General features: G+C 43.8%; 23 protein-coding genes and 1 tRNA gene. 13 read left to right on the top strand and 11 right to left on the bottom strand.

Annotated elements, in window-relative coordinates:
- Nucleotides 1-54: 54 nt before the first annotated feature.
- Entirely contained in the window at nucleotides 55-585 is a 531-nt protein-coding gene (locus tag AC3WJC_RS00740) for an OmpA family protein (protein WP_492397151.1), read from the top strand.
- Nucleotides 586-658: 73 nt separating this feature from the next.
- On the opposite strand, the gene AC3WJC_RS00735 is transcribed toward AC3WJC_RS00740, so the two are convergent.
- Nucleotides 659-1291 carry an NAD(P)H-dependent oxidoreductase gene (locus AC3WJC_RS00735; RefSeq protein WP_492397150.1) on the bottom strand — a complete coding sequence of 211 codons (633 nt, stop codon included), beginning with the start codon at nucleotides 1289-1291 and terminating at the stop codon, nucleotides 659-661.
- A gap of 80 nt (nucleotides 1292-1371) precedes the next feature.
- Between AC3WJC_RS00735 and AC3WJC_RS00730 the strand changes: the two genes are divergently transcribed.
- Entirely contained in the window at nucleotides 1372-1749 is a 378-nt protein-coding gene (locus tag AC3WJC_RS00730; RefSeq protein ID WP_492397149.1) for a winged helix-turn-helix transcriptional regulator, read from the top strand.
- Between the two features lie 460 nt (nucleotides 1750-2209).
- Here AC3WJC_RS00730 and bla read toward each other — a convergent pair whose 3' ends face one another.
- Nucleotides 2210-3064 (bottom strand): subclass B3 metallo-beta-lactamase, encoded by an 855-nt coding sequence (gene bla / locus AC3WJC_RS00725; protein WP_492398978.1) that lies wholly within the window; start codon nucleotides 3062-3064, stop codon nucleotides 2210-2212.
- A gap of 168 nt (nucleotides 3065-3232) precedes the next feature.
- Here bla and AC3WJC_RS00720 point away from each other — a divergent pair, with 168 nt between their 5' ends.
- From AC3WJC_RS00720 to AC3WJC_RS00685, 8 genes are all read left to right on the top strand, one after another.
- A complete protein-coding gene (locus AC3WJC_RS00720) occupies nucleotides 3233-3583 on the top strand; it encodes a transmembrane 220 family protein (protein WP_492397148.1) in 351 nt (116 codons plus the stop codon).
- Between the two features lie 4 nt (nucleotides 3584-3587).
- Nucleotides 3588-4313 carry an EboA domain-containing protein gene (locus AC3WJC_RS00715; RefSeq protein WP_492397147.1) on the top strand — a complete coding sequence of 242 codons (726 nt, stop codon included), beginning with the start codon at nucleotides 3588-3590 and terminating at the stop codon, nucleotides 4311-4313.
- 24 nt (nucleotides 4314-4337) lie between these two features.
- A complete protein-coding gene (locus AC3WJC_RS00710) occupies nucleotides 4338-5318 on the top strand; it encodes a TatD family hydrolase (protein WP_492397146.1) in 981 nt (326 codons plus the stop codon).
- Nucleotides 5319-5323: 5 nt separating this feature from the next.
- The gene (eboC, locus tag AC3WJC_RS00705; protein WP_492397145.1) at nucleotides 5324-6220 is read left to right on the top strand and encodes a UbiA-like protein EboC; all 897 of its coding nucleotides are present in this window, start codon (nucleotides 5324-5326) and stop codon (nucleotides 6218-6220) included.
- A gap of 35 nt (nucleotides 6221-6255) precedes the next feature.
- Nucleotides 6256-7419, top strand: a complete 1164-nt coding sequence (locus AC3WJC_RS00700) for a 3-dehydroquinate synthase (RefSeq protein WP_492397144.1) — start codon at nucleotides 6256-6258, stop codon at nucleotides 7417-7419.
- A gap of 13 nt (nucleotides 7420-7432) precedes the next feature.
- Nucleotides 7433-8638 (top strand): metabolite traffic protein EboE, encoded by a 1206-nt coding sequence (gene eboE / locus AC3WJC_RS00695; protein ID WP_492397143.1) that lies wholly within the window; start codon nucleotides 7433-7435, stop codon nucleotides 8636-8638.
- A gap of 12 nt (nucleotides 8639-8650) precedes the next feature.
- Nucleotides 8651-10000, top strand: coding sequence for an alkaline phosphatase family protein (locus tag AC3WJC_RS00690; protein WP_492397142.1), 1350 nt, complete (start codon nucleotides 8651-8653; stop codon nucleotides 9998-10000).
- Between the two features lie 83 nt (nucleotides 10001-10083).
- On the top strand, nucleotides 10084-12573 hold the full coding sequence (locus AC3WJC_RS00685; protein ID WP_492397141.1) for an AsmA family protein: 2490 nt from the start codon (nucleotides 10084-10086) through the stop codon (nucleotides 12571-12573).
- Nucleotides 12574-12575: 2 nt separating this feature from the next.
- Here AC3WJC_RS00685 and AC3WJC_RS00680 read toward each other — a convergent pair whose 3' ends face one another.
- Nucleotides 12576-12863, bottom strand: coding sequence for a GNAT family N-acetyltransferase (locus tag AC3WJC_RS00680; protein WP_492397140.1), 288 nt, complete (start codon nucleotides 12861-12863; stop codon nucleotides 12576-12578).
- Nucleotides 12864-12957: 94 nt separating this feature from the next.
- Between AC3WJC_RS00680 and AC3WJC_RS00675 the strand changes: the two genes are divergently transcribed.
- Nucleotides 12958-13527: a Crp/Fnr family transcriptional regulator gene (locus AC3WJC_RS00675; RefSeq protein ID WP_492397139.1), complete on the top strand. Its 570-nt coding sequence runs from the start codon at nucleotides 12958-12960 to the stop codon at nucleotides 13525-13527.
- A gap of 71 nt (nucleotides 13528-13598) precedes the next feature.
- Nucleotides 13599-14324 (top strand): SDR family oxidoreductase, encoded by a 726-nt coding sequence (locus tag AC3WJC_RS00670; protein ID WP_492397138.1) that lies wholly within the window; start codon nucleotides 13599-13601, stop codon nucleotides 14322-14324.
- A 67-nt stretch (nucleotides 14325-14391) separates the two neighbouring features.
- Here AC3WJC_RS00670 and AC3WJC_RS00665 read toward each other — a convergent pair whose 3' ends face one another.
- The 3 genes from AC3WJC_RS00665 to AC3WJC_RS00655 form a co-directional block, all read right to left on the bottom strand.
- Complete coding sequence (locus AC3WJC_RS00665; protein WP_492397137.1) at nucleotides 14392-14973, bottom strand: 50S ribosomal protein L25/general stress protein Ctc; 582 nt, start codon at nucleotides 14971-14973, stop codon at nucleotides 14392-14394.
- 116 nt (nucleotides 14974-15089) lie between these two features.
- The gene (locus AC3WJC_RS00660) at nucleotides 15090-16034 is read right to left on the bottom strand and encodes a ribose-phosphate pyrophosphokinase (protein WP_492397136.1); all 945 of its coding nucleotides are present in this window, start codon (nucleotides 16032-16034) and stop codon (nucleotides 15090-15092) included.
- A 139-nt stretch (nucleotides 16035-16173) separates the two neighbouring features.
- A tRNA-Gln gene (locus AC3WJC_RS00655) sits at nucleotides 16174-16244 on the bottom strand.
- Nucleotides 16245-16460: 216 nt separating this feature from the next.
- Between AC3WJC_RS00655 and AC3WJC_RS00650 the strand changes: the two genes are divergently transcribed.
- Nucleotides 16461-19592: a DUF2723 domain-containing protein gene (locus AC3WJC_RS00650; RefSeq protein WP_492397135.1), complete on the top strand. Its 3132-nt coding sequence runs from the start codon at nucleotides 16461-16463 to the stop codon at nucleotides 19590-19592.
- A gap of 72 nt (nucleotides 19593-19664) precedes the next feature.
- On the opposite strand, the gene AC3WJC_RS00645 is transcribed toward AC3WJC_RS00650, so the two are convergent.
- Genes AC3WJC_RS00645 through AC3WJC_RS00625 form a run of 5 tightly spaced genes read right to left on the bottom strand, consistent with a single transcriptional unit; the run spans nucleotide 19665 to nucleotide 24493 of the window.
- Nucleotides 19665-20666 (bottom strand): acetyl-CoA carboxylase carboxyltransferase subunit alpha, encoded by a 1002-nt coding sequence (locus AC3WJC_RS00645; protein ID WP_492397134.1) that lies wholly within the window; start codon nucleotides 20664-20666, stop codon nucleotides 19665-19667.
- Nucleotides 20667-20716: 50 nt separating this feature from the next.
- A complete protein-coding gene (locus AC3WJC_RS00640; protein ID WP_492397133.1) occupies nucleotides 20717-21217 on the bottom strand; it encodes a hypothetical protein in 501 nt (166 codons plus the stop codon).
- Between the two features lie 47 nt (nucleotides 21218-21264).
- Nucleotides 21265-21963, bottom strand: coding sequence for a fatty acid desaturase (locus tag AC3WJC_RS00635; RefSeq protein ID WP_492397132.1), 699 nt, complete (start codon nucleotides 21961-21963; stop codon nucleotides 21265-21267).
- A 49-nt stretch (nucleotides 21964-22012) separates the two neighbouring features.
- On the bottom strand, nucleotides 22013-22789 hold the full coding sequence (locus AC3WJC_RS00630; protein WP_492397131.1) for a M90 family metallopeptidase: 777 nt from the start codon (nucleotides 22787-22789) through the stop codon (nucleotides 22013-22015).
- Nucleotides 22790-22801: 12 nt separating this feature from the next.
- On the bottom strand, nucleotides 22802-24493 hold the full coding sequence (locus AC3WJC_RS00625; protein WP_492397130.1) for a DUF262 domain-containing protein: 1692 nt from the start codon (nucleotides 24491-24493) through the stop codon (nucleotides 22802-22804).
- Nucleotides 24494-24587 lie beyond the last annotated feature (94 nt).

Raw genomic sequence — 24587 nt, 5'->3', positions numbered from 1 at the left:
GCAATAAATGCCCGTTATAACCCGTTTTCAACATTAAACAATTTTATCTGAACGATGAAGTCACTAAAACAATATGGCAGCCTGCTGCTTATTGCCGCTTCGGTAGCAGCAATGCCTGCCTGTAAATCAAAAAAGGCTGTTGTAGCCCCGCCGCCGCCAAAACCGCCGGTTGAAAAACCTGCTACACCGCCGCCACCGCCGCCGCCTGTTCAACAGCAAACCCCGGCTCCGCCACCGCCGCCCGCGCCGCCAAACTATAATTTCAGCAATATTCAGTTTGAGTTTAACTCGGGCATATTGAAAACCGAATCGTACGCGCTGCTTGATAAAGCTGTTGCCGAAATGAAGAAAGATGACGCGGTATCATTCGTATTAAATGGCCACTCATCAGCCGAAGGCTCAGAGAAGCATAACATGGATCTGTCTGTTGAACGTGCCAACTCGGTAAAAACCTACCTGACCAACAGCGGCATCAGTGCCGACAGGCTTACGGTTAAAGGTTTTGGTGAAAGCAAACCCATCTCAACCAATACCGACGAAGCAAGCCGCGCGCTAAACCGCAGGGTAGAGATCAAAAAACAATAACAAATTTTTATCTCATAAAAAAGGAGCGTTTACTTTGAGTAAACGCTCCTTTTGCTTTTATTAAGTTGACAGATTACTTCACCTCAATGATAAACTCATCTTTAGGCATACGTACCTTTTTAAGGTTTACCAACCAATCATTAGCTTCATCGCGGTAACCAAGCGGTAGTATAGCCGCACTTTTTAAGCCCTTTTCGGCCAGGCCTAAAATTTCATCGAGTTTTTCAGGTATAAAGCCTTCCATTGGCGTGGCATCAACGCGTTGTTCAGCGGCGGCAGTTAACGCAACACCCAGCGCAATGTACGCTTGTTTAGCCGCGTGTGCGGCGTGCCATTGCTGGCCAAGCGGTTGGTACATGCTCCAAAGCCTTTCATGATAAGCACTCATGGCATCTTCCGGCAAGCCGCGTTCTTTCGCTGTATATTTAAACACTTCGCCTATGCGTTCGTGGCTGTAACCATCCCAGGCCGCGAAAACCAGCAGGTGCGAGCAATCAACAATCTGGCTTTGATCAAAAGCAATACCTTTGATCTTCTCCAGCACCTCTTTATCAGATATAACAATAATCCTATACGGCTGCAAACCTGATGATGATGGGGCCAAACGGGCCGCCTCTAATATATAATCCAGTTTATCTTGCGGAACAACAGCTCCGTTCATTTTTTTGGTGGCATAGCGCCAGTTCAGATCTTCAATTAAGCTCATTATAATTACGTATTTATTATGACAAATGTGGGGGATTATTTGTTTACTTTTGTCACAAGGTAACCATAATTCACAGTAACATGCAAGTAACCAAGTCACCACAAGGTAAGCAGCCTTTAACTAAATCGCAGTGTAACAAAAAGCTGTTGGCTATTAAAGATGCCATGGATTTACTTGAGGGCAAATGGAAGATACACATATTGGCCGTGTTATGTGATAGCCCGATGCGCTACTCAGATATATTGCGCGAGGTGGACGGCATATCAGGCAAAATGTTGAGCAGGCAGTTGAAGGAGATGGAGTTGAACAAACTGGTTACACGCAATGTTATTAACACCCAGCCTTTAGTGGTTGAATATGAGCTTACCGAATACGGCCTGAGCTTTAAAGATGTTTTAGCCCAACTGGCGCTTTGGGGCGAAAGGCACCGCAAGCATATACTTGCGAATGATAAGTAGTAGTTTAAAGAATACTTTTCGCTCTTTACTATTTATGCGTGACAGATAAAGCATTCGTAATTACGTTTACTCTGATTAATTGAGTAATCAGCAATGCAAATATTCCATAATAAAAAATTGGCAGATTATATGTTATACCTAAAAACAAATATGGCACACTAATAATAGCCCATTCTACAAGCAACTTAGTTTTAAGCCTATTTACTTTTTGAGTAATAAGTAATATATCCAGTATAATTAAACTTAATAGTAGCCCAAACCAAAATAGTATTCCATAAGCTAATACCAAAAACAAAGCGGCTACTATTGATTGAATTATAGTTTTTTGAGTATTGTAATCAGTTAAATTCAAATATATTGCATAAACATACACGATCACAAATACGCCTAACAGATTAATCCAATTTGTTATTATCAATTTCATGGAGCTATTTAATTTGAACAATTGATAGGCAAACGTCTACTTTACTTCACGTTTCTTTTTAAACGCAGCTTCAAGTTCATTGAGGTAGCTGTCATACACGGCCCTGTCCACAAATGCTTCGGGATTGTAGCCATCGCCCGGTTTATGCTTTTTTTGCAGATCAAACTGACTGGCGTGCGATGCCAGCCATATATCAAACGTCAGCTTTTTCATGGCATCAAAAGTATAAGCGTAATCCTTTTCAATCGTTGGATATTCGCTCACCTCGTTAAACGCCTTTTCAGTAACAATACTGGGCATGTTGGCAATCAGCACACGGTAAGTGCGCACGGCATCCTTTATATCAAACAAAAAACTACATGAGCCCTTGGTATGCCCGGGGTGGTGCAGCATTACCAGTTTAGTGCTGCCAAGTACAATGCTATCCTGATCGTGCAATATCCTGTCGGCCTTTACAGGCGCATAGGTACTAACGCCATTGCCTAAAGCATAATCACTGCTGCCGCCATCGGCCATAACCTGCGCATCGGCTTCATCAACCATCATTTTAGCGCCGGTAAGTTTTTTGATGGATGCCATAGCCCCCAAATGATCGTAATGCGCTTGTGTGGTGAGCAATATTTTTGTATCCTTTAGTTTAAAGCCCAGTGTAGTGATATTCTTGCTGATGATATCCGCCGAGTTGGCCAAACCGGTATTGATCAAAATATTGCCTTGAGGAGTTACGATCAAATAGCTCGCCAAATCATACGTACCTACATAATACAAATTACCCGCAATGCGGAACGGCGGATAAGGCTTTGACCATTCGGCCGGCGTATCTTTAGGTTCAAGCACTTTTTGTGCCGATGACGTAAAAGAAACAATAGTACAAAAGACTATCAACAGCATTATTTTATATAGGTAACGTAGCATGCCTCAAATATAAAAGCCCTTGTAACATTTATGAATATTTACATTGGGAAAACTTAATATTCTTTAATTTAGCTTTATTGCGATCGATAACACAGTGCTGACTTAAACTTTATCGGTTCCCCCTTAAGTATGTTTTTAATAATATTGAATATAATATTCTGCATCGCTTTTATTGGCTTTGCTTATTTGAACTTTAATGATATTGACTGGTACCTGTGGGTACCTATTTACCTGAGCGCTGCAGCATGTTGCGGGTTTGCCGCGGCGGGTTCGGTTTTTCCAAACCTGTATATTTTATTGATCGCCTTTTATTTGGTGTATGCTGTATTGCTGTTTTTTCAAAAGGATGGTGTGCGCGATTGGATAAGCAAATACAACAAACCAAGCCTGGTTGAAAGCATGCAAGCCGAAAAGCCTTACATCGAAAAAACACGCGAGTTTTTCGGGCTGCTGATTATTGCCGGGGCATTATTAATTAACTTTTTGGCCGTTTAAAACTATGTTCGGGTACGATACTGAAGCATTAAGAAATTTGCTTGCCACCATCATCCAAAATAATGTTACACCTGACACCTGGGCCTGGTTAAGCCGGCAGGGCGATATTAGTAACACCGCGGCGTTTAACGCGGCGTTTGCCATGATGCCCCGCAAAACAGGCAAGGCAACCATCACCATAACCCCTGAACAGGCCGAACAACTCAATACCATACGCCCCGGTTTTACTGTTAAGGGCTGGAGCGCAGACAGGCTTGGCCGGGTGTACCTGCTGTCGCAAGCGGATGCCAACAACAAGGAACATTATTTCGCCGTAATAGAGAATCTGTTTTTAGCCGCCGAGATGAATGAACTGGTAGCTTTATATTCAGCATTACCAATTTTAGCTTATCCGGATTTTTTGGTAAAACGTTGTGCCGAGGGTATACGTAGCAATATCGGTATTGTTTTGGAAGCTATTATGTACCATAACCCTTACCCTGCCGAATACTTACCGGATGCAGCCTGGAACCAACTGGTGATGAAAGCCATTTTTACTGACAAGCAACTGGATTTGATAACCGGCCTTAACGAGCGCAACAACCCCGAGCTTGCCCGCATACTGATGGATTTTGCCCGTGAGCGCGGTGCAGCAGGCCGCAGCGTTGTGCCTGAGCTATGGCACCTGGCTTCGCCGTTTACCGATGCCGGAATTGTGAACGCCGTTAAACAACAATACAGTACCATTTGATAACTCCATTATAAACAGAAAGATATGTGCTGCAGCCATTCATTTGAAGATAAACCGCTACCGGGCCAAAAACCCGAGGCATTTGATATAAGCGCCGTTAAAGGCATGAAGTTTTTTGACCCGCATGTGCACATGACATCGCGCACTACGGATGATTACCAGGCCATGGCCGATGCCGGTGTGGTAGCACTGATAGAGCCCGCATTTTGGCTGGGCCAGCCCCGTACGGGTATTGACAGTTTTAGAGATTATTACAGCAGCCTTGTTGGCTGGGAACGTTTCCGTTCGTCGCAATTTGGTATCAAGCATTATTGCACCATCGGCCTTAATTCGCGTGAAGCTAACAACGAAGCCTTAGCTGAACAAGTGATGGAAATACTACCGCTGTTTGTTTATAAAGATGGTGTGGTTGGCGTTGGCGAGATAGGCTTTGACGACCAAACCGCCGCCGAAGAAAAATATTACCGCCTGCAACTGGATCTGGCAAAGGAAGCCGGTTTACCCGTGCAGGTACACACACCCCACCGCGATAAAAAACATGGCACCCAGCGTAGCATGGATATCGCCCTCGAGCATGGCCTCGACCCATATACTGTTATCATCGACCATAATAATGAGGAAACGGTAAAAGAAGTGCTTGATCGTGGCTTTTGGGCGGCGTTTACTATCTACCCTTTTACTAAAATGGGTAACCAGCGCATGGTTGAGGTGGTGAAGCAATACGGCTCTGAACGGATCATGATCAACTCTGCCGCCGATTGGGGTATCAGCGATCCGCTGGCGGTACCAAAAACTGCCGCTCTGATGAAACTAAACGGCATCAGTGCCGAATATATTGAACTGGTTACCTACCGCAACGCCATAACCGCATTTGCCCAAAGCGGACAAATTGACGAGGCCGACTTTGGCGTAAACATTGACCAAAGCGCCCGGTTTGAGGGTAATAGCATTTTACGTGGCGGCCAGCAGCCTCGGGTAGATAAATCGTCCATCATCATCAGTTAATTGTTTTGAGTAAAACCATCAGTTACCTGCGCATGATGCGCCCTGCCAACATCGTTACCTCGGTAGCTGATGTGCTGGCGGGCATAGCCATCACCGGTATTTTTGCCGATTCGGGTGCTTTTATGATGCAGGGTTATCTGTCAACTACCCTGCTGTTATGCTTTTCAACCGCCTGCCTGTATGGCGGCGGCATTGTATTTAACGATGTTTTTGACGCCGAACTGGATAAAATTGAACGCCCCGAGCGCGCCATACCAAGCGGAATCATCAGCAAAGCATCCGCCGCTACATTAGGCAGTGTATTGCTTATAACAGGCATTGCAGCCGCTGTATTTTGCGGAGGCGTGTCGGGTATATTAGCTGTGGGCATTGCATTTTTTGCTTTGCTTTATAACAAGGTCAGCAAACACCATCCATTTTTCGGGCCGCTTAATATGGGGCTATGCCGTGGATTGAACCTGTTGTTAGGCATCAGCATATTGCCTGATGTTTTGCAGCATTGGTATCTGCTGGCTGTGGTGCCTGTAATTTACATATTCTGTATTACCATGATCAGTCGTGGTGAGGTACATGGCGGCAGCAAGGGCAACCTGTATATAGCATCGGGTTTGTATGGTATTGTGGCGGGCATCATCGCTTACTTTGGTTATCGCAACGGAACCTTGTTACTAACCGCTGTGTTTCTGATCCCTTTTATATGGATGATATTCCGCCCGTTACTAAAAGCTATTCAGCAACCGGTGGGTAAAAATATAGGCGCGGCTGTAAAGGCTGGCGTAATATCCCTTATATTGATGGATGCGGCATGGGCGGCAACATTCAGCACAGTTTTTGTAGCTTTATTGATAGCCTGCCTGTTACCCTTATCCATGTGGCTGGCAAAAATATTCGCCGTCACCTGATTTTATTTTTTAACGTTTTTTGATTTGGAGCTGTAATGGAGCATTTACAACAGTCGTTCACTGTAAAATTTGAATATAAAGTACTTTTTACCGCCGGGCTTTTTGAAGCCGGCAATAGCATTTTCAACCAATTTTCGTCGCAGGTAAATACTGCCGTTCAGCGTAAAATATTTTTCGTAATTGACAAGGGTGTGGCCGAAGCGCATCCGCAATTAACAGCAAACATCAAAGCCTATTTTGCCGCTAACAATACCGTTAAACTGGTTGATCATATCCTGATTATTCCCGGTGGTGAGCAGGTTAAAAATGATACCCAGTATTTTGATCAGGTGGTTGAAGCGGTAAACACTTACGGCATTGACCGCCACTCGTACATCGCGGCCATCGGCGGCGGTTCGGTGCTGGATATGGTGGGCTATGCCGCCGCGGTATCGCACCGTGGCATTAAACACATCCGCATACCTACTACGGTGCTCTCACAAAACGACTCCGGCATCGGGGTAAAAAACGGCATCAACTACTTTAATAAAAAGAATTTTCTGGGCACGTTTGTTCCGCCGGTTGCGGTGTTTAACGACGAGCAGTTTTTGACCACGCTTAGCGATCGCGACTGGCGTTCGGGCATATCCGAAGCCATTAAGGTGGCCCTGATAAAGGATGCTGACTTTTTTAACTGGATCGAAGCCAACGCTCAAGCCTTAGTTGAGCGTGACATGACCGTAATGAACCAACTGGTTTGGCGCTGCGCCAAGCTGCACATGGAGCATATTGCCGGTGCCGATCCGTTTGAAAGCGGCTCATCCCGCCCGCTAGATTTTGGTCATTGGAGCGCGCACAAACTAGAATACCTGAGCAATTTTGAGGTAAGGCATGGTGAGGCCGTAGCCATGGGCATCGCGCTTGATACGGTTTACTCTAATCTATCAGGCCGCTTATCATCGGCTGAAAGCCAAAGGGTAATTCAACTGTTGCTTGATTTAGGCTTTGAGGTTACCCACCCGCTATTGCAGGTAAACGACGAGGGCAATAGCCCGATACTAGATGGCCTTGAAGAATTCAGGGAACACCTGGGCGGACAGCTTACCATTATGCTGCTTACCGCTATAGGCCAAGGGCAGGAAGTTCACGAAATGAATGCCGCCCTGCTTGAACAGGCCGGCCATATTTTAACAGATACCCAGCAACACCAGTTGCAATAAACGTCATCTACCTATGCAGATCAACAACGCGCATTTAACTTATTGCACCAACATACATCCCGGCGAAAGTTGGGCCGATCATTTCGCTTCCCTAAAGCAAAACTTTCCGGAGGTTAAGGCACAGTTAGCGCCAAAAGAACCGATGGGTATCGGCCTGCGCCTGTCAAACCAGGCCAGTGTGGAGATATTAATGGGCGATAATATACAGCGATTTAAGCAATGGCTGTTTGAAAATAACGCCTATGTATTTACCATGAACGGCTTTCCGTACGGAGGCTTTCATGATACGGTGGTGAAAGACCAGGTGCACGCGCCTGACTGGACGACCAGCGAACGCCTCGGCTACACCTTGCGTTTATTCCATATTCTTACCGCGCTGTTGCCCGAGGGCATGGAAGGCGGCATATCTACTTCGCCGTTAAGCTACAAGCATTGGTTTGATACCGGTGTTGAAATGGAAGATGCTAAATTTGTAGCCACAAAAAAAATACTTTTAGTTGCCGAGGAATTAAGCAATATTTATCAGCAAACCGGCATTTTACTACACCTGGATATTGAGCCGGAGCCGGATGGCATAATAGAAACCGGTCGTGAATTTATTGATTGGTATGAGCAGGTTTTGCTTCCGCATGGCATTACCCATTTCGCGGAGAAGCTCAATTTGTTAGCCCACGAAGCCGAAGCCCTGATAAAGCGCCACATTACGTTATGTTATGATGTTTGCCACTTCGCTATTGGCTATGAGCCGCATCAGGCGGTGATAGATGAACTGGAGGCAAAAGGCATATTAATCGGCAAAATACAGATCAGTGCCGCCCTCAAAGCTACATTTACAGGCGAACCGGATAATAAACAAGCTATATTGAATGAGTTTGCCAAATTTGATGAACCTACCTACCTGCACCAAGTTATTGCCCGGTTGCATAACGGACAACTGGCCCGCTACCCTGACCTGACCGATGCCCTACTGCTTAAAGATGATGCCAGCGAATGGCGGGCGCATTTTCATGTGCCGATATTTTTAGAAGATTTTGGCTTGCTGCAATCAACCCAGAGTGATATAAGCGAGGTGCTCGAGATATGGAAGAACAAGCCGTTTACCAAACATCTGGAAGCCGAAACTTATACCTGGAGCGTATTACCGTCCGAACTAAAGGTACCCATGGCACAATCTATCAGTCGCGAACTGGCCTGGGTAAAAATCAAATTGAGCATTTAATACATCGTACTTATGAATAAAACGGTTGTTATTGATATTGTTGGCCTCTCCACTTCGGTTATAGGCGAGCATACCCCTTTCCTGAAACAATACATCGCTAAAAAAAACCTCACTACCATTGAGCCGCTTTTACCCGCGGTTACCACAGCGGCACAATCGGCTTACCTAACCGGCAAGTGGCCAGCAGATAACGGCATTGTAGGCAACGGCTGGTATGACCGTGTGGATAGCGAAATAAAATTCTGGAAACAATCGAACAAACTGGTTAACGGTGAAAAGATATGGGACAAAGCCAAAAAGGAAGACCCATCCTTCACCACCTCCATGATGTTTTGGTGGTACAATATGTACTCTAATGCCGATTATTCGGTTACCCCTCGCCCTAATTATTTGGCGGATGGCCGTAAAATGCCGGATTGCTATTCGCACCCGGCCGAACTGCGCGATGTATTACAAACCAAGCTGGGCCAGTTTCCGCTATTTCAATTCTGGGGACCGGGTGCTAGTATTAAATCAACCCGGTGGATAGCCGATGCATCTATGCATACAGATGATCTGCATAACCCTACCCTTACACTGATCTATCTGCCACATTTAGATTACTGCCTGCAAAAGTTCGGACCTGATACCGCGAAGATCGCCCCTGAATTAAAGGAAATAGATGAGGTAGTAAAAGACCTGGTTACTTTTTATGAGCAAAAAGGTGCAAAGATCATCCTGTTATCTGAATACGGCATTGCCCCGGTTAACAATCCGATACACTTGAACCGCCTGCTGCGCCAACACGATATGCTGGGCATACGTATTGAGCGTGGTCTGGAATTACTGGACGCAGGCGCATCAAAAGCGTTTGCCGTGGCCGATCATCAGATTGCGCATATCTATATTAATGATCCGTCGGTTACTGAAAAAGTAAAAAGCCTCATTAAATCGGTTAAAGGCGTTGAACTGGTGCTTGACCGTGAGGAACAGGCCAAATACCATATTGACCATGAACGCGCCGGCGACCTGGTAGTAATGGCTGATAAGGATAGCTGGTTTACCTATTATTTTTGGCTGGATGATGCCGTTGCGCCCGACTATGCACGGGTAGTCGACATCCACAAAAAGCCGGGGTATGATCCCGTAGAAATGTTCATGACCTCAAAGGCTCGCGCCGGTTATAAACTACTGCGCAAAAAAGCCGGTTTCCGCTACGTAATGGATGTAATACCGTTGGATGCCACGCTCATTAAAGGATCGCATGGCAGGGTTAACATTGATAACCAGTACAAGCCGGTGCTCATAACCGATCATGCCATTGCGGGCACCTTAAACGCGCCTGACGTTTTTGATGTAATATGGCAGCATCTTAAAGGATAAGTCTATTCTTGAATGGTTTAGGCCGATTGATTGGAATGCCTTTTGTATTATCAGGCGTAATATATTCTAATCATCTGTAACATATGCCTAAATGGTTTAAAACTACCTTAAAAGTATTGGGTGGGATAATAACACTTATACTGCTTTTATTTATTGCCGCAACACTATATATCACCTTTAATAAACAAAAGGTGTTAATCCTTATTACCCAAACCGTTAATAAAAGCATTGACGGTAAGCTGGTAATTGGTGAGCTCGACCCAACTTTTTTTTCGGCGTTCCCTAATGTTGCAGTATCATTAAAGAATGTATCCCTCAAAGATAATCAATGGCAAAAGCATAAGCATACGCTGCTACAGGCGGGCGATGTTGAAGTGGCAGTAAACGCCTTGTCATTGATTGGCGGCAGCGTTAATATTCAGAAAATCAGCATAAACAACGCCTCAATAGACTTTTTTACTGATAGCACCGGCTATAGCAATACCGCAGTGTTTAAAAAAGGCAAGCCTAAACCAGAGGATGATAAAAAAGAAAAAGATGACGATGAAGGTGCGGCGGCAATCATTAAACGGATTGACCTGAACAACGTAGCCTTTGCGCTTAACAATCAAAAAGCTAACAAATTATTTAGTTTTTACGTCAATTCCCTAAAAGGTAAAGTTGACTACCCGAGCGAAGGCTGGAAAGCTAAGATTAACCTGGATACAAAAGTAAAAAGCCTGGCCTTTAACACCAAACGGGGTAGCTTTATTAAGGACAAACAATTGCGCGGACCGTTCGATATTCAGTACACTGAAAAAGATGGCGTTATCACTGTAGCACCTAACAAATTAAATATTGGTGAAGATCCTTTTATTATCGGTGCAAAATTTGAAACGGCTAAAGATCCGGTTAAATTCACGATCAACATAAAGGTTGATGAACTGCTGTGGAAACACGCAGCCGACCTGCTGGCTCCTAACATTTCAGCCAAGCTTAATATGTTTGCTATATCCAAACCATTGGAAGTAACTACATCATTGGTTGGTGATTTTGGCGGTGGCGGTGATCCGGCCATTAACGTACATTGCAAAGTAAGCGATGCTACTCTGAAAACACCAGGCGGCGTAATGAGTAATTGTAGCTTTAACGGCATATTTACCAATGGTTTTGAAAAAGGGAAGGATCTGGGCGATGAGAACTCCGCTATAGGCTTGTATAATTTCACCGGTAACTATCAGGGTATGCCTTTTACTATGGATACCACCACCATTGTAAACCTGATCAAACCTATTGCTTCGGGCGCGTTTCGTTCAAAGTTTAATGTAGCCAAGCTGAATAATGTATTCGATTCAGATCAGCTTAAATTTAACAAGGGAACCGCCGACCTGAACCTGCACTACAAGGCTGATATTGTTGATTATCAGCTTAACAAACCGGTATTTAGAGGAGCTGTTCATGTAAAGGATGCAGACATGACCTATGTACCCCGCGCGCTTAACCTTAAAAACTCATCACTCTCGCTGTACTTTACCGATAACGATCTGGTGTTTAAAAACATACGCTTGCAAAGCGGCCATAGTATAGTAAATATGGACGGCCGGGTGAACAACTTTTTGAACCTTTATTATAAAGACCCTGAAAAAATGGTACTGACTTGGTATGTGCGCAGTCCGCAAATGTACCTGGGCGAATTTTTAAGCTTCTTGAACAAAAAGGTTAACGTACGTAAAAAGCCGGTGAAGAAAACCAATAACGGTAACCTGGCCGATCAGTTGAATGATGTATTCGAAAAATCGAACGCGGAATTACATATGCTGGTTGAAAAGGTTTATTATAAAAAGTTTGTGGCTACAGATGCTATTGCCAGCGCGGAGCTTACCAATAATGGTGTTACCATTAACAGCATCAGCCTGAAGCACGCCGGTGGCTCGCTCAACATAAGCGGCCGTGTGCAGCCGGAAGGCAATTCAAACTCCTTTGATATTAAAACAAAGGTGAACAATGTGAACATCAGCACATTTTTTTACGCGTTTGATAATTTTGGATTGAGTAGCCTTACCAGTAAAAACCTAAGCGGTTACCTAACCTCAAATGCCAGTGTAAAAGGACGTATTACTAATGATGGCAGCCTGGTGCCACGGTCGGTGTTCGGTACGCTGTCCTTTGATCTTAAAAATGGCGCTCTAAAATCGTTCGCACCCATAAAGAGCGTGGGTAAGTTCGCTTTTCCGTTCCGTGATTTGGATAATATTACTTTTCCGCAGCTTAGCGGCACATTTGATCTACGTGGCGAAAAGATCAATATCCGGCCGATGCAGATCAGCTCGAGCGTGTTAAATATAGATATGGAAGGTGTTTACTCTTTAAATAAAGGAACCAACATCGCTATTGACGTGCCATTGCGTAACCCGAAGGACGATTATAAAATAACCGACCCTGCCGAGCGCAGCAAAAAGCGCATGAAAGGCATCGTGCTGCACCTGCTGGCCGCTGATGGCGACGACGGTAAGATCAAAATAAAGCTGAACCGGAACCGTAACAAGGACAAAGAAAAAAACGACGATAAAGATAAAAAAGACGAAGCGAAATAGCTTTATGCCACTATCCTGCTCCACTCCGGGTGGCGTTTTAAAAAGCTTTGTATGTATACGCACAGCGGTACTATTTTGCCGTTGTGCGCTTCAATATAGTTCAATGCCTTATCAACCAACGCTGATGCTACGCCCCTACCCTCAAGCTCCTGCGGAACCTCGGTATGCACCAGGTAGTATTTATCGTTTTTCCTGATATAATCAATAAAGGAACGGTGGCCGTCTACAACCATTTCAAAATTGTGCATGGCTTCGTTATTAACCAGTTCAACATCAGTATAGGATGACATAAGCAGATAATTTTCTATCATTCAAATTTAACAATGTTATGCTTTTTGCCAAATGGCAAATTAGTTTACATTCGCCCATTGTATCTTTACTTGTATGGAGCAGATCATTAATTACCTTTTACGCTTTGGCCATTTAACCCCGCAGCAAATTGAGCTGATCAGATCGAGGCTTACACCGCTTTACCTCAATAAAGGTGATTACTTCTCTGAAGCTGGGACCATAGCCAACCGTGTTGGATTTATAACCGATGGAGTTATGCGGGTTTGTTATTACAGCAACAAGGGCGAAGAATTTACCCGCTGCTTTGTTCCGGAAAATCGTTACGTGGTTGATTTAAACAGCTTTCATAATAAAACACATACTGCTGAGTACATTGAGGCACTAACCGACTGCGAACTGTTAGTGCTGAGCCGTGAAGCTTTTACTGAATTTGGCACTATTATACCCAACTGGAATGATATGTTTGTACGAATAGGTTCATCCTCGCTGATGACCAAGGTACAGGCTGCCCAAACCATGATCAATCAGGATGCAAAAACACGCTATCTTGGTTTTTTAGAGCAATTCCCCGGAGTAGCTAACCGGGTACCGCTGTCTGCCCTGGCCTCTTACCTGGGTATTACGCAATCATCATTAAGCCGGGTACGTAAAGCGGTTTCTTAAACACTTTTTGCCATTTGGCAAATGCTTTATGCTACCGGCTAACCATATTTGCATCAAATAAAACAACAAAAATGAAACAGACCGTATTAATAACAGGTGCTAACAAAAGCCTCGGCTTTGAAGCCGCCAAACAACTTTTAGAAAAGGGTTACTTTGTATACATAGGCAGCCGCGACCTTAGCCGCGGAAACGAAGCTGTTGAAAAGCTGAAAGCAGCCGGATATCAGGATGTAGACCTACTGCAACTTGACGTAACCGACAGCGCATCCATCGCGAAAGCAAAACAGGAGCTGGAAAGTCAAATACCTCACCTTGATGTATTGATCAACAATGCCGGCATTCCGGGAAGTTACCCACAGGATGCTTTGGTTGTAGATCAGCCTACCCTGCGCCAGGTATTTGATACCAACTTTTTCGGGGTGATTGAAGTTACACAGGCCTTTTTGCCGCTTTTAAGAAAGTCGGCCGCGCCGCGCATTGTCAATGTCTCAAGTGACCTGGGTTCACTGGGCAACCAAACCAACCCAAATTATGAGCACTATGAAGTGAAACCGGTAGCTTATTGTTCATCCAAAGCCGCATTGAACGCCTTTACCATAACACTGGCTTATGAATTACGGGATACCAACTTTAAGGTGAACAGTGTCAACCCCGGTTATACCGCTACAGACTTTAATAATCACAGCGGCCCTAAAACTGTTGAGGAAGGTGCAAAAGTACTGGTTGACTATGCCATTATTGGCGAAGACGGCCCCACAGGCAAATTCTTTAGCGACTATGGTGAAACAGCCTGGTAGTTATTAATAAACAAAAAAGGGCCTTGTTAATTAAAACAAGGCCCTTTTTACATCTTAACAAAAAGGATTATTTACCTTTTGCAGCTTCCTGCTCTGCCTGGCGTAACGCACGTGATGTAGTTACTGATACGATAGTATCTTCCTGGGCATTGGTAATTTGCAGGTTTTCCAGTTTAATATCGCTAACGCGAACTGATTTACCAACTTCAAGCTCCTCAATGCTCACTTCAATGTTATCAAGGTGATCTTTAGGTAAGCCTTTGATACGAAGTTTACGTAATTTTTGAACTAATTTACCACCTACTTTTACACCCGGAGAAGTACCGGTTAATTTTACAGGGATCTCGATGGCGATTGGTTTGTTCTCATCAAGTTGTAAAAAGTCAACGTGTAAAAGTTGTTCAGTTAACGGGTGGAACTGAATGTCTTTAATGATAGCCTGTGTTTTTGTACCGGCAATGTCAAGGTCGATGAAATGAACAACCGGTGTGTAAATAACGGTTTTCAAATCAGCTGCGGATACTGAGAAGTGAGTTTGAGTTTCACCTCCGTACAGAACTGCAGGCACCTGGCTTTGGTAGCGCAGCTCTTTAGCATCTCTTTTCCCTACGTTCTCTCTCAGAGAACCGCTAATAGCAAATGATTTCATTTTTATATTTGTTTATTTATTGTTAGTTCATGGCGTATGGATCATTGTTCATAGCGCCATAAATTCTTTTATTTAGTTAAGGCTGATTACTATCAACCATGAACTATATACTATTTTTAATCTACCTTGAACAACTGGCTTATTGAGCCATGTTCGTTCACGTTTGTTATGGCCTTAGCAAAAAGCTCAGCGGTTGATAGTACCCTGATCTTATCGCTTTGGTATTTAAGCGGTATGGTATCGGTAACAATCAGTTCTGTTAAAGCTGATTTTTCAACCGTTTCATAAGCCTTGCCTGACAATACCGGGTGTGTACATACCGCCCTTACGCTGCGTGCGCCACGCTCCATTATAAGTCCCGCTGCTTTTGACAGGGTTCCGGCGGTATCACAAATATCATCAATCAATACAATATCCTGGTCAACCACATCACCTATCACCGTCATTGATTCGATCTCGTTGGCGCGTTTACGGCGCTTATCACAAATCACTACCTCGGCGTTAAAAAATTTGGCAAAGGTGCGTGCGCGGTACGAGCCGCCCATATCCGGCGAGGCAATGGTAAGGTTGCTTAACCCCAGGCTTTTGATGTAAGGCACAAATATAACTGAGCCATCCAGGTGATCAACCGGGATATCAAAAAAGCCCTGTATCTGCGCTGCGTGCAAATCCATGGTCATGATGCGGTTAATGCCCGCTGCTACCAATAAATTAGCAACCAGCTTGGCACCAATGGCTACACGAGGCTTATCTTTACGATCCTGGCGCGCTAACCCAAAATAAGGTATTACAGCCGTTACATAGTGAGCCGAAGCGCGGCGGGCCGCATCAATCAGCATCAAAAGCTCCATCAGGTTATCCGTAGGCTGGTGGGTTGATTGTATCAAAAATACATCGCAACCACGTACCGACTCGTTAAAGTGAGGTTGAAACTCACCATCGCTAAAACGTGAAAGAACTACCTCGCCAAGTTCACGGCCATAGCTTTCCGATATTTCGGTAGCCAGTTGCTTTGAACCTGAACCTGAGAATAATTTAACAGGGTTAAACTGTAACGGCATTTTATTTGGATTTCGAACATCGGGCAGCATCTGTTACAATGCGCTTTTATTCGTATAAAACCTTAAAAACACAATTCGGATTTCAAATTCTCTATCGGTTTAACCGAAACTGAAAATTCAAAATCCGAATTTTTTGTTGTTGCCCGACCTGGATTCGAACCAAGACAAACGGTACCAAAAACCGTCGTACTACCATTATACTATCAGGCAATCTCCGTTAGATAATTGCTTTTCTGAACGGAATGCAAATGTAAGACGTTTTTTGAAATGGTAAAAATTTTTTTGAAAATAATTTAAGCGGCTTATTTAGCCCTTACCCTCCCGGCGTTAAAAAATGTTAACTACTAAGTTTTTAATAGTAACATTAAGGATTGTTTGTTATTTTCGGCAGCTTATAAAGCTGTATAGTATTTATATCATTTCACGATGAATTACAACAAGATAAACAATCTTTTTGGCTGGCTTGCCTTTTTGATAGCCACCGTTACCTACGTTTTAACGCTCGAACCATCAACCAGTTTTTGGGATTGCGGCGAATTTATTGCCTGTATATACCGTTTGCAGGTGGCTCACCAGCCCGGCGCGCCGCTGTTTACTATGATCGGCAAGGTTTTTTCGCTCCTATCCATGGGCGATAATACCAAGGTAGCTTACTTTACCAACATGGCATCGGCCTTATCAAGCAGCGCTACTATACTGTTTTTATTTTGGACGATAACCGCCCTTGCTAAAAAGCTGCTGGTTAAACCGGGCGTACAAATAACTACCGCTAACATCATCCTGATTATAGGTTCGGGCCTGGTAGGTTCACTGGCTTATACATTTTCTGATACATTCTGGTTCTCGGCCGTTGAATCTGAGGTATATGCCGAATCATCGTTATGTACAGCTATCGTATTTTGGGCCATCCTGAAATGGGAAGCCCATGCCGATGAGCCGCACGCCAACCGCTGGATCGTATTCATAGCCTACATCATGGGCCTTTCTATCGGCATTCACTTACTAAACCTGCTGGTTATACCGGCCATAGCTTTAGTTGTTTACTTCCGTAAGGCAAAAGTAGCCACCGCTTCGGGAGCATTGTTATGGTTTTTTGGTGGTGTAGTTGCCGTGGCATTTGTGCTATGGGGGGTAATTCAGTTTACCGTTAAGGGAGCCGCCTTCTCTGACCTGTTATTTGTAAATACGCTGGGCATGGGTTTCGGCTCGGGTGCCATTACCTTTTTTGTATTGCTGATAGCATTACTGGTTACAGGTATATACTACACCATTAACCCGGTTAAACCCGCTATAATAGCCACGGCAGTATTTTTTGTACTGCTTGCAGGCATAAGCAGCGGCATTGTGGGTGCCATTGTAGCCATAGCGGTGTTGGCCTTCCTTGAGTATGTGGTTAAAATCCGTGAAAAACGCTTCGCGCTGAACAGCTTTTTAGTTTGTCTGGCCTTTATACTATTCGGTTACAGCTCTTTCGTGATGATCGTGATCCGTGCTAAGGCAGGCACTAACCTGAACAACAGTGATCCGCAGGATGCATTCGCCCTTAACGGTTACTTAAACCGTGACCAGTATGGCGATACGCCATTGCTATACGGCCAGTTCTTTGATTCACAAATTACCGATCAAAAAGAAGGCGCTAAAATATACCGTCGTGGCAAGGAGAAATATGAGGTAGCCGGTAAAAAGATCAAAAATATTTATGATCGTAATACCTTGTTCCCGCGTATGTTTAGCGATAAACCTAACCATGCGCAGTTTTATCGCCAATGGACCGGCCTGGGTGCTGAAGAGCATCCTAACTTGGTTACCAACTTAAAATTCTTTATGAGCTGGCAGGTTACGCAAATGTACACCCGCTACTTTTTATGGAACTTTGTTGGCCGTACCAACGAGTTGGATGGGCAGGTTGATGCCGGTGGTATTGATGGTAATTGGGTAACCGGCCTGCGGCCAAATCAGCCATTGCCTTACTCGGTGACCAAAAGCAAATCCTACAATCGCATGTACGCGCTGCCGTTGATCATCGGCCTGATGGGCGCGGTTTACCATTTCCGCCGTAACCAAAAGGATGCGGGTATTGTGGGCGTACTATTCTTCTTTACCGGTCTGGCTATTGTGCTTTACCTTAACCAGGACCCACTACAACCTCGTGAGCGTGATTATGCCTACGCCGGGTCATTCTACGCATTCGCGATATGGATAGGCCTGGGGGTATTATTTATTGCGGAGATATTAAGCCGGTTGAACGCCAAGACGGCTGCCATCATATCAACAGTAGTATGCTTATTGGCGGCACCTGCACTGATGGCCAGCCAGGAATGGGACGACCATGACCGCTCGACCAAGCTTACCCCTCATGATATGGCTTACAATTATCTAAACTCATGCGAGCCTAATGCCATACTGTTTGTTTACGGCGATAACGACACTTATCCCCTTTGGTACATTCAGGAGGTTGAAGGTGTAAGGCCTGATATACGCATTGTCAACCTGAGTTTGCTGGGTACCGATTGGTACATCCGCCAGATGAAGGGCAAGATGAACGAGTCGGCACCGCTGCCGATCAGCATGGCAAATGACAAATTTGAAGCCGGCGTTCGTGACGTGATCTATTACAGCGATGGCAACGTACCGGGATACACTGATGTTAAAGAGTTATTTGATTTTATAACCTCTGATGATCCGCGTGCCAAGGCTGAACTGCAAAGCGGCGAAAAAACCAATTATCTGCCCACTAAAAACTTCAAGCTTTCGGTTGATGTTAACGAGGCGGTAAAATCAGGTGCTGTACCTGCTGATAAGGTAGCACAGGCTGAAAGCGCCATTGAATGGAAGTATCCGGGTAATTACATCACTAAAGATAACCTTGCCCTGCTGGATATACTGGCACATAACAACTGGAAACGCCCGATCTACTTTGCCGTTACCGTAGGCAGCGAAAATATGATCGGCCTTGACCGTTACCTTTACAACGAGGGCTTCGCATACCACCTGATGCCAATAAAACCGGATACCACCGTTACACCGCTTGAGGCTACTAACAGCCAAAAGATGTATGATAACCTGGTTAACAAGTTTAAATATGGCAACTTTAAAACGGCAAAATATCTGGATCACGAGTCGCTGACGATGTTCTATCCATTGATCTCGCGCATGTATATGAATTTGGCTGATAACCTGATCAAAGAAGGTAAAAACGACCAGGTTAAAAAACTGATTGCCAAGTATGATGCCGAAATGCCATCAGACATACCGGTGCAGGAAGTAGCTGTACGCAAATATTACCTGCTGGAAAGCGCTTACCGTGTAGGCGAAACCAAGTTAGGTAACAAACTGGCCGGACAAATTGACGACTACCTGGTTAACATGCTCGACTTTAAATACGCGCAGTTACAGGATGGCAATGCAGCCGCCGATGACAGGGATATACAGTTCACCATGTCGTTATTAAACGGGCTGGTAGGCCTTACTAAAGATTTCCATCAAACCACATTAAATAAAACTTATAGCGATCAGCTTAAAGGCTTCAGCAGTAAGTTTGGGGTACCGCAGCAATAATTGCGGTACCGATATTAAACAAGAAAAGCGGCGTATGGCCGCTTTTCTTGTTATAAATAGTTGTTACTAATATTATTCTGTTGCTTTTACCGGAGCAGGGGCTTCGGCAACTTCAGGTTCATCCTCAATAACTACACCCATTGAGCAGAATTTATCAATACGCTCAGATACCAGTTGAGTAATGTCCTTTTGTTTAAGCTGGTTAAGTTCCTTAACCAATTGCTTTTTCAGGATGTTGGCCATAGCTACCGGGTCTTGATGCGCGCCGCCAAGAGGCTCTTTTACTACGCCGTCAATCAGTTTATTTTTCAGCATCTCGGTCGAGGTTAATTTTAATACCTCTGCCGCGCGTTCCTTGTTTTCCCAGGTTTTCCAAAGGATGGTTGAGCAATTTTCAGGCGAGATCACCGAATACCATGAGTTATCCAGCATCAATACCCTATCGCCAATACCAATACCCAATGCGCCGCCCGATGCACCCTCGCCTATGATCACGCAGATAACCGGCACTTTAAGTACCGACATCTCCAGCAGGTTGCGCGCGATGGCTTCACCTTGTCCGCGTTCCTCAGCTTCCAAACCCGGATAAGCTCCCGGCGTATCAATCAAAGTAACAACAGGCTTGTTGAATTTCTCAGCCAGTTTCATCAGGCGCAAAGCCTTGCGGTAACCCTCGGGGTTGGCCATGCCGAAGTTACGGTACTGGCGCTCCTTGGTGTTACGGCCTTTTTGATGGCCGATGATCATCACCGTTTGGCCGCCAAGGGTAGCAAAGCCGCCTACAATAGCCTTATCATCGCCTACAGTACGGTCGCCGTGCATTTCAATAAAATCGTCGCACATCAGCTCTATATACTGCAAAGTATAAGGCCTTTCCGGGTGGCGTGAGATCTGCACCTTTTGCCAGCCGGTAAGGTTGCCATATATGTCTTTTTTAGCTTGTTCAAACTTGGTTTGCAGCTCCGCAATGGTGGCCGACATATCAAGCTTGTTCTTATCTTCTATTTGTACAACCTTGTCAATCTGCTGTTGCAGTTCGGCTAACGGTTTCTCAAAATCAAATGAAATTTTCATACAACTCTATCAATCAAGTGCCAAATTTAAATAAAACCAACGGCAAATTGCTACTTGTTATCCTGGAAACGCTCAAACTTACTTATTTGCTTTGCAGTGAGCAGCTTTTGTGTTTTTAAACATGCCTGTAAAATGGCATTCCTGAGTTCGCCCTGGTATATGCCATAGCGATTGGTATAATAAATCAGGTTGCCGTCGTTTATCTTTTTTATCCTGAAAAGGCTGTCGATAGCCCGCTCGTTACGGATGATAAATACGCCCATCTCTTTCTTTTTACGGATCAGCTCGGTACTGATGGCGGTTATTTTACTTACCTGCGCGTCATCCAGCTTTAATTTATCTTTCGCGGCAAGTACTTTATCTGGTGCCGGGTAATGGTTCAGTTCCGCGGCCCAACTCATGTTATACAGGTCGTCGCCCTTTTGCAAGGCATCGTATTGTTTCAAACTTAGTGTTTTTACTGCGGACGGCTTGGTGGTGCTGTCTGTTTGCGCGAACGCGCTTGCTCCTAAAAGAGATATAAATACAAATGATAGTATGGTTTTAAGCATAAGCGATTGTTTAGTTCAAAACGGCCTAATATGGCGGGTAGTATATATTATTTATTAGTTGCCTGCGATTGGGGCGGCAACGGTGCTTTCCAAAGTTTCCACCACGGCGTTGCCGGCGACTCGTGATGCTCATAGTGATAACCAAAAAAATAACAGCTTAAAAAAGCCCACACATGGTTACGCCGCTGGCTGCGGGATTGGTGATGATTATCATGCTCGCCCTTATGCGGCAGGTAAGTGCCGAAGTAAAACAGTTGAAGTGTGCTCAATAAAGACGGAACTACCCAAAAGAGGAGCAGGTTGGGCTGTAGTATCAATAACTTTAAAATATTGAACAAGGCCGCCATAATAACGATCTGCCAGATGGATAAATAGTTGCGGATAAAACGCACATACCAGCTTAAAAAACTGCCGTGATGGTAATCCGGGTCATCGTCCGTATGTACATGCCGGTGGTGCATGTGGTGTTTTTTATACAGATGCGGGTACCAGAACGAAGCGTATAAAAAGGTGCTGGTAAAGCCAATAGCGTTGTTAATAGTTTTGTTGGAAGAAACCGTGCCATGCATAGCATCGTGCGCGGTAATGAACAGGCCGGTATACAAGTGCATTTGCAGCAATATGAACAGGTAAAGCAGTGGGTTAGTAAAATCCACAGTCCATTGCATCAGCAGGGAGATAGACACCGCCCAGAAGCCAATAACAATAAGCGCGATGATGATGCCTGTGTTCGATCTGTTTTGCATAGTTACGGTAATTATACAGCAAATATGTGTCCAAGATAACTAATTGGGGTTAATTAGCGGCCGGGTGCTGCCCGAAAGCCTTGCTCAGCAGGTCATACAGTTCCGGGTGGCGGGCCTGCAGTTTGTCGGGCTTCTCAAAAAAGTATTCGGACACTACCGCGAAAAACTCCGCCTCGTTAGTAGCGGCGTATGGGTTAATGTCCGATTTTCCTTCTTCTATTTTCCGGATTTCCTGGTGCATCATGCGTATCCAGGGTTTGATAAATTCATGCGGCAGCAATTGTTCCGGGATGCCGTCGGTAGCGCCATCCACCTTATCCAACAAGTGTACAAACTCGTGGATGCCGGTATTCTCAGCACCCGAATTTTTGGAGAAGCCTTTTTGCAGCGCCTTGCGCGACAGGATCATCTGCCCGTTCATGTAACCGCTGCCCACCATGCCCATAATATTGCGGCCGCTGTCGCCCTCAAACTGGTACTGCTCGTCAAAAGTATCAGGGTAGAGCAGCACGTTGGTCACGTTGCGATAGCTCCAGCCCTTAAAAGCGAAGATGGGTATTACCGCACTTGAGGCCACCATCAGCCGGTCAACATCATTAACCTCCAGCTCAACCCCTTCAATATGCACCGTATCCAGAAACTGCTCTATCTTGTCCTCAAAATAAGGCTTATCGGTATCGTTCAAGGTGTTATAAAAGTCGATGTGCTGCGCAAGCAATTTTTTTTGTGCAACCGTAAGGATAACCTGTGTAAGCGCCCTTTTATGCTTCCGCTGGAACAGGATATAGGAAATGATAATGGCAGCGATGATGGCGATGTAGAGCATGGGATGTTTAAACTATAATTTCCATATAGCTGTCGCTATTTTAGCTAACTTAGCTTGTCTGTTTCTAATTGAGTTAGGCGTCCAGCTATCACTATTAATTGAATTAGTTAAATGATACTGACTTGTTGTATAAACCTCTTTTTTATGTTCAAAATCTAAATCGGCTGCTTCCTTATTATTTTTTGATGGCTCAAGTAATGTTAAATTACCTAATAAATAAAGATTACGATTAAATTCATCCTCTGTAAAATCATCTTGCCATGTAACCGGGTAACTTTCAGGCAATATATGCTCTATAGTACCATTGTCACTCTCAAAATCATAAGATTTTCCACTCTCCTGATGTTCCAGTTTATAAAGCGTATACCTGAGCAGTTTTTTATCCGCACTATTACCGGTTTTAAATTGTTTGATTTGGAAGTAATTTTTAAACTCATCATCATTAAGGTAAAGCACCCTAATGTCGTTAACGGCTGAATTAAATGTTGGATTTGGGTTTTTAAAAAGGTTTATAGCAGATTTACTGTAAACTTTCTCCATTTCATTGGTTTGCAACTTAGCTATAACGTTATATCTGAATGAAATAGATACGATTGCGAACAATAACCGTTTAAAGTCGGAAAGGTTCAATTTTTCATATCCCACCATAGCTAATGGTTTCCATTGAGTAACTCTGAATATCTTGAGTGCATTTATGGAATTTCTTAATTCTTTGTCTACAAGCCAAAGTTCATCATCAGAAGAACCTAATGCTATATAGATATAAGCATATTTTTCCAAGTGGTCGAGCAGATCAAAAACATCAGTATCTGTTTTTACATATTGTTTAATTACCTTGAATAGAGATTCTTTAGTAACCATCTGTCTTGTTGCTTGTAGATAATATCTTAAAAAGATCGGGAAGTCTTTTAAACCTATTGAATCAATTATTTTTTTCCACTGGTTCTTCACTTGGTCCAAATCGGTTCTGCTTTTTGCAACAAGCGAAAACAGAAAATTTTTAAGCAAATCAGTAGAAGTTAAATCTACACCTCTTGAATTAAGCGTTTCAAATACTGTGTAAGCGTTTAATTCATCTTCGACTGTTATTTGTATAAACATTAGTAAATCACCAATACTTTTATTTAATATATTGGCTAATCCTTCTCCTGATTCTGATTTGAAATCTTTATCTATACTTTTCTGAAAAAACGTATATGCCTCCCACATTAGTTTTTCCGAATCAGATAATTTACTCACATTAACAGGTGTCCTGAAAGATAAAAGCCGTTGTTGATAGAAACCGTCATTATTTTCGTTTAAGAAAATCTTACTTGAGTATCGTAAAGATGCCGGATCTTTTTGACCTATATACTGTTTCATAAGTATATCAACCCGTTCGTTATTTGCTTCAATATCTATTCCGTCATCTGCTAACTTTTTAATTCTGGAAATAAAAGCCAACGTCAAAATACTTAATGTTGTGAATCTTTGCTGACCGTCAATTATCAAAAATTGTTTTGGCCCGTTGTTTTGTAAAACAACAGATCCCATGTAATGCGGATGTCCGCTGCTTCGAACTATTGATATATCAGTCCATAAATCTTCCCAATTATCTTGATCCCAAGAGTAATCACGTTGAAATTGTGGAACACTATAGATTTTACCATTCCCTAAAACATCATTAAGATTTACAGTTTTTGTATCTAATAAATTGGATGCCATTTGTTACTCATTTAAAATTAAAGGTACATACAATTGCCTTATTAAAAACAAAAAAGCGATGAGCCTAAACCCATCGCTTTTTAAATTCCGAAAT

Source organism: Mucilaginibacter sp. FW306-07-L (assembly GCF_058782065.1).
Note: the sequence above shows the minus strand (reverse complement) of the source record. Positions and strands in the feature narration are given on the sequence as shown.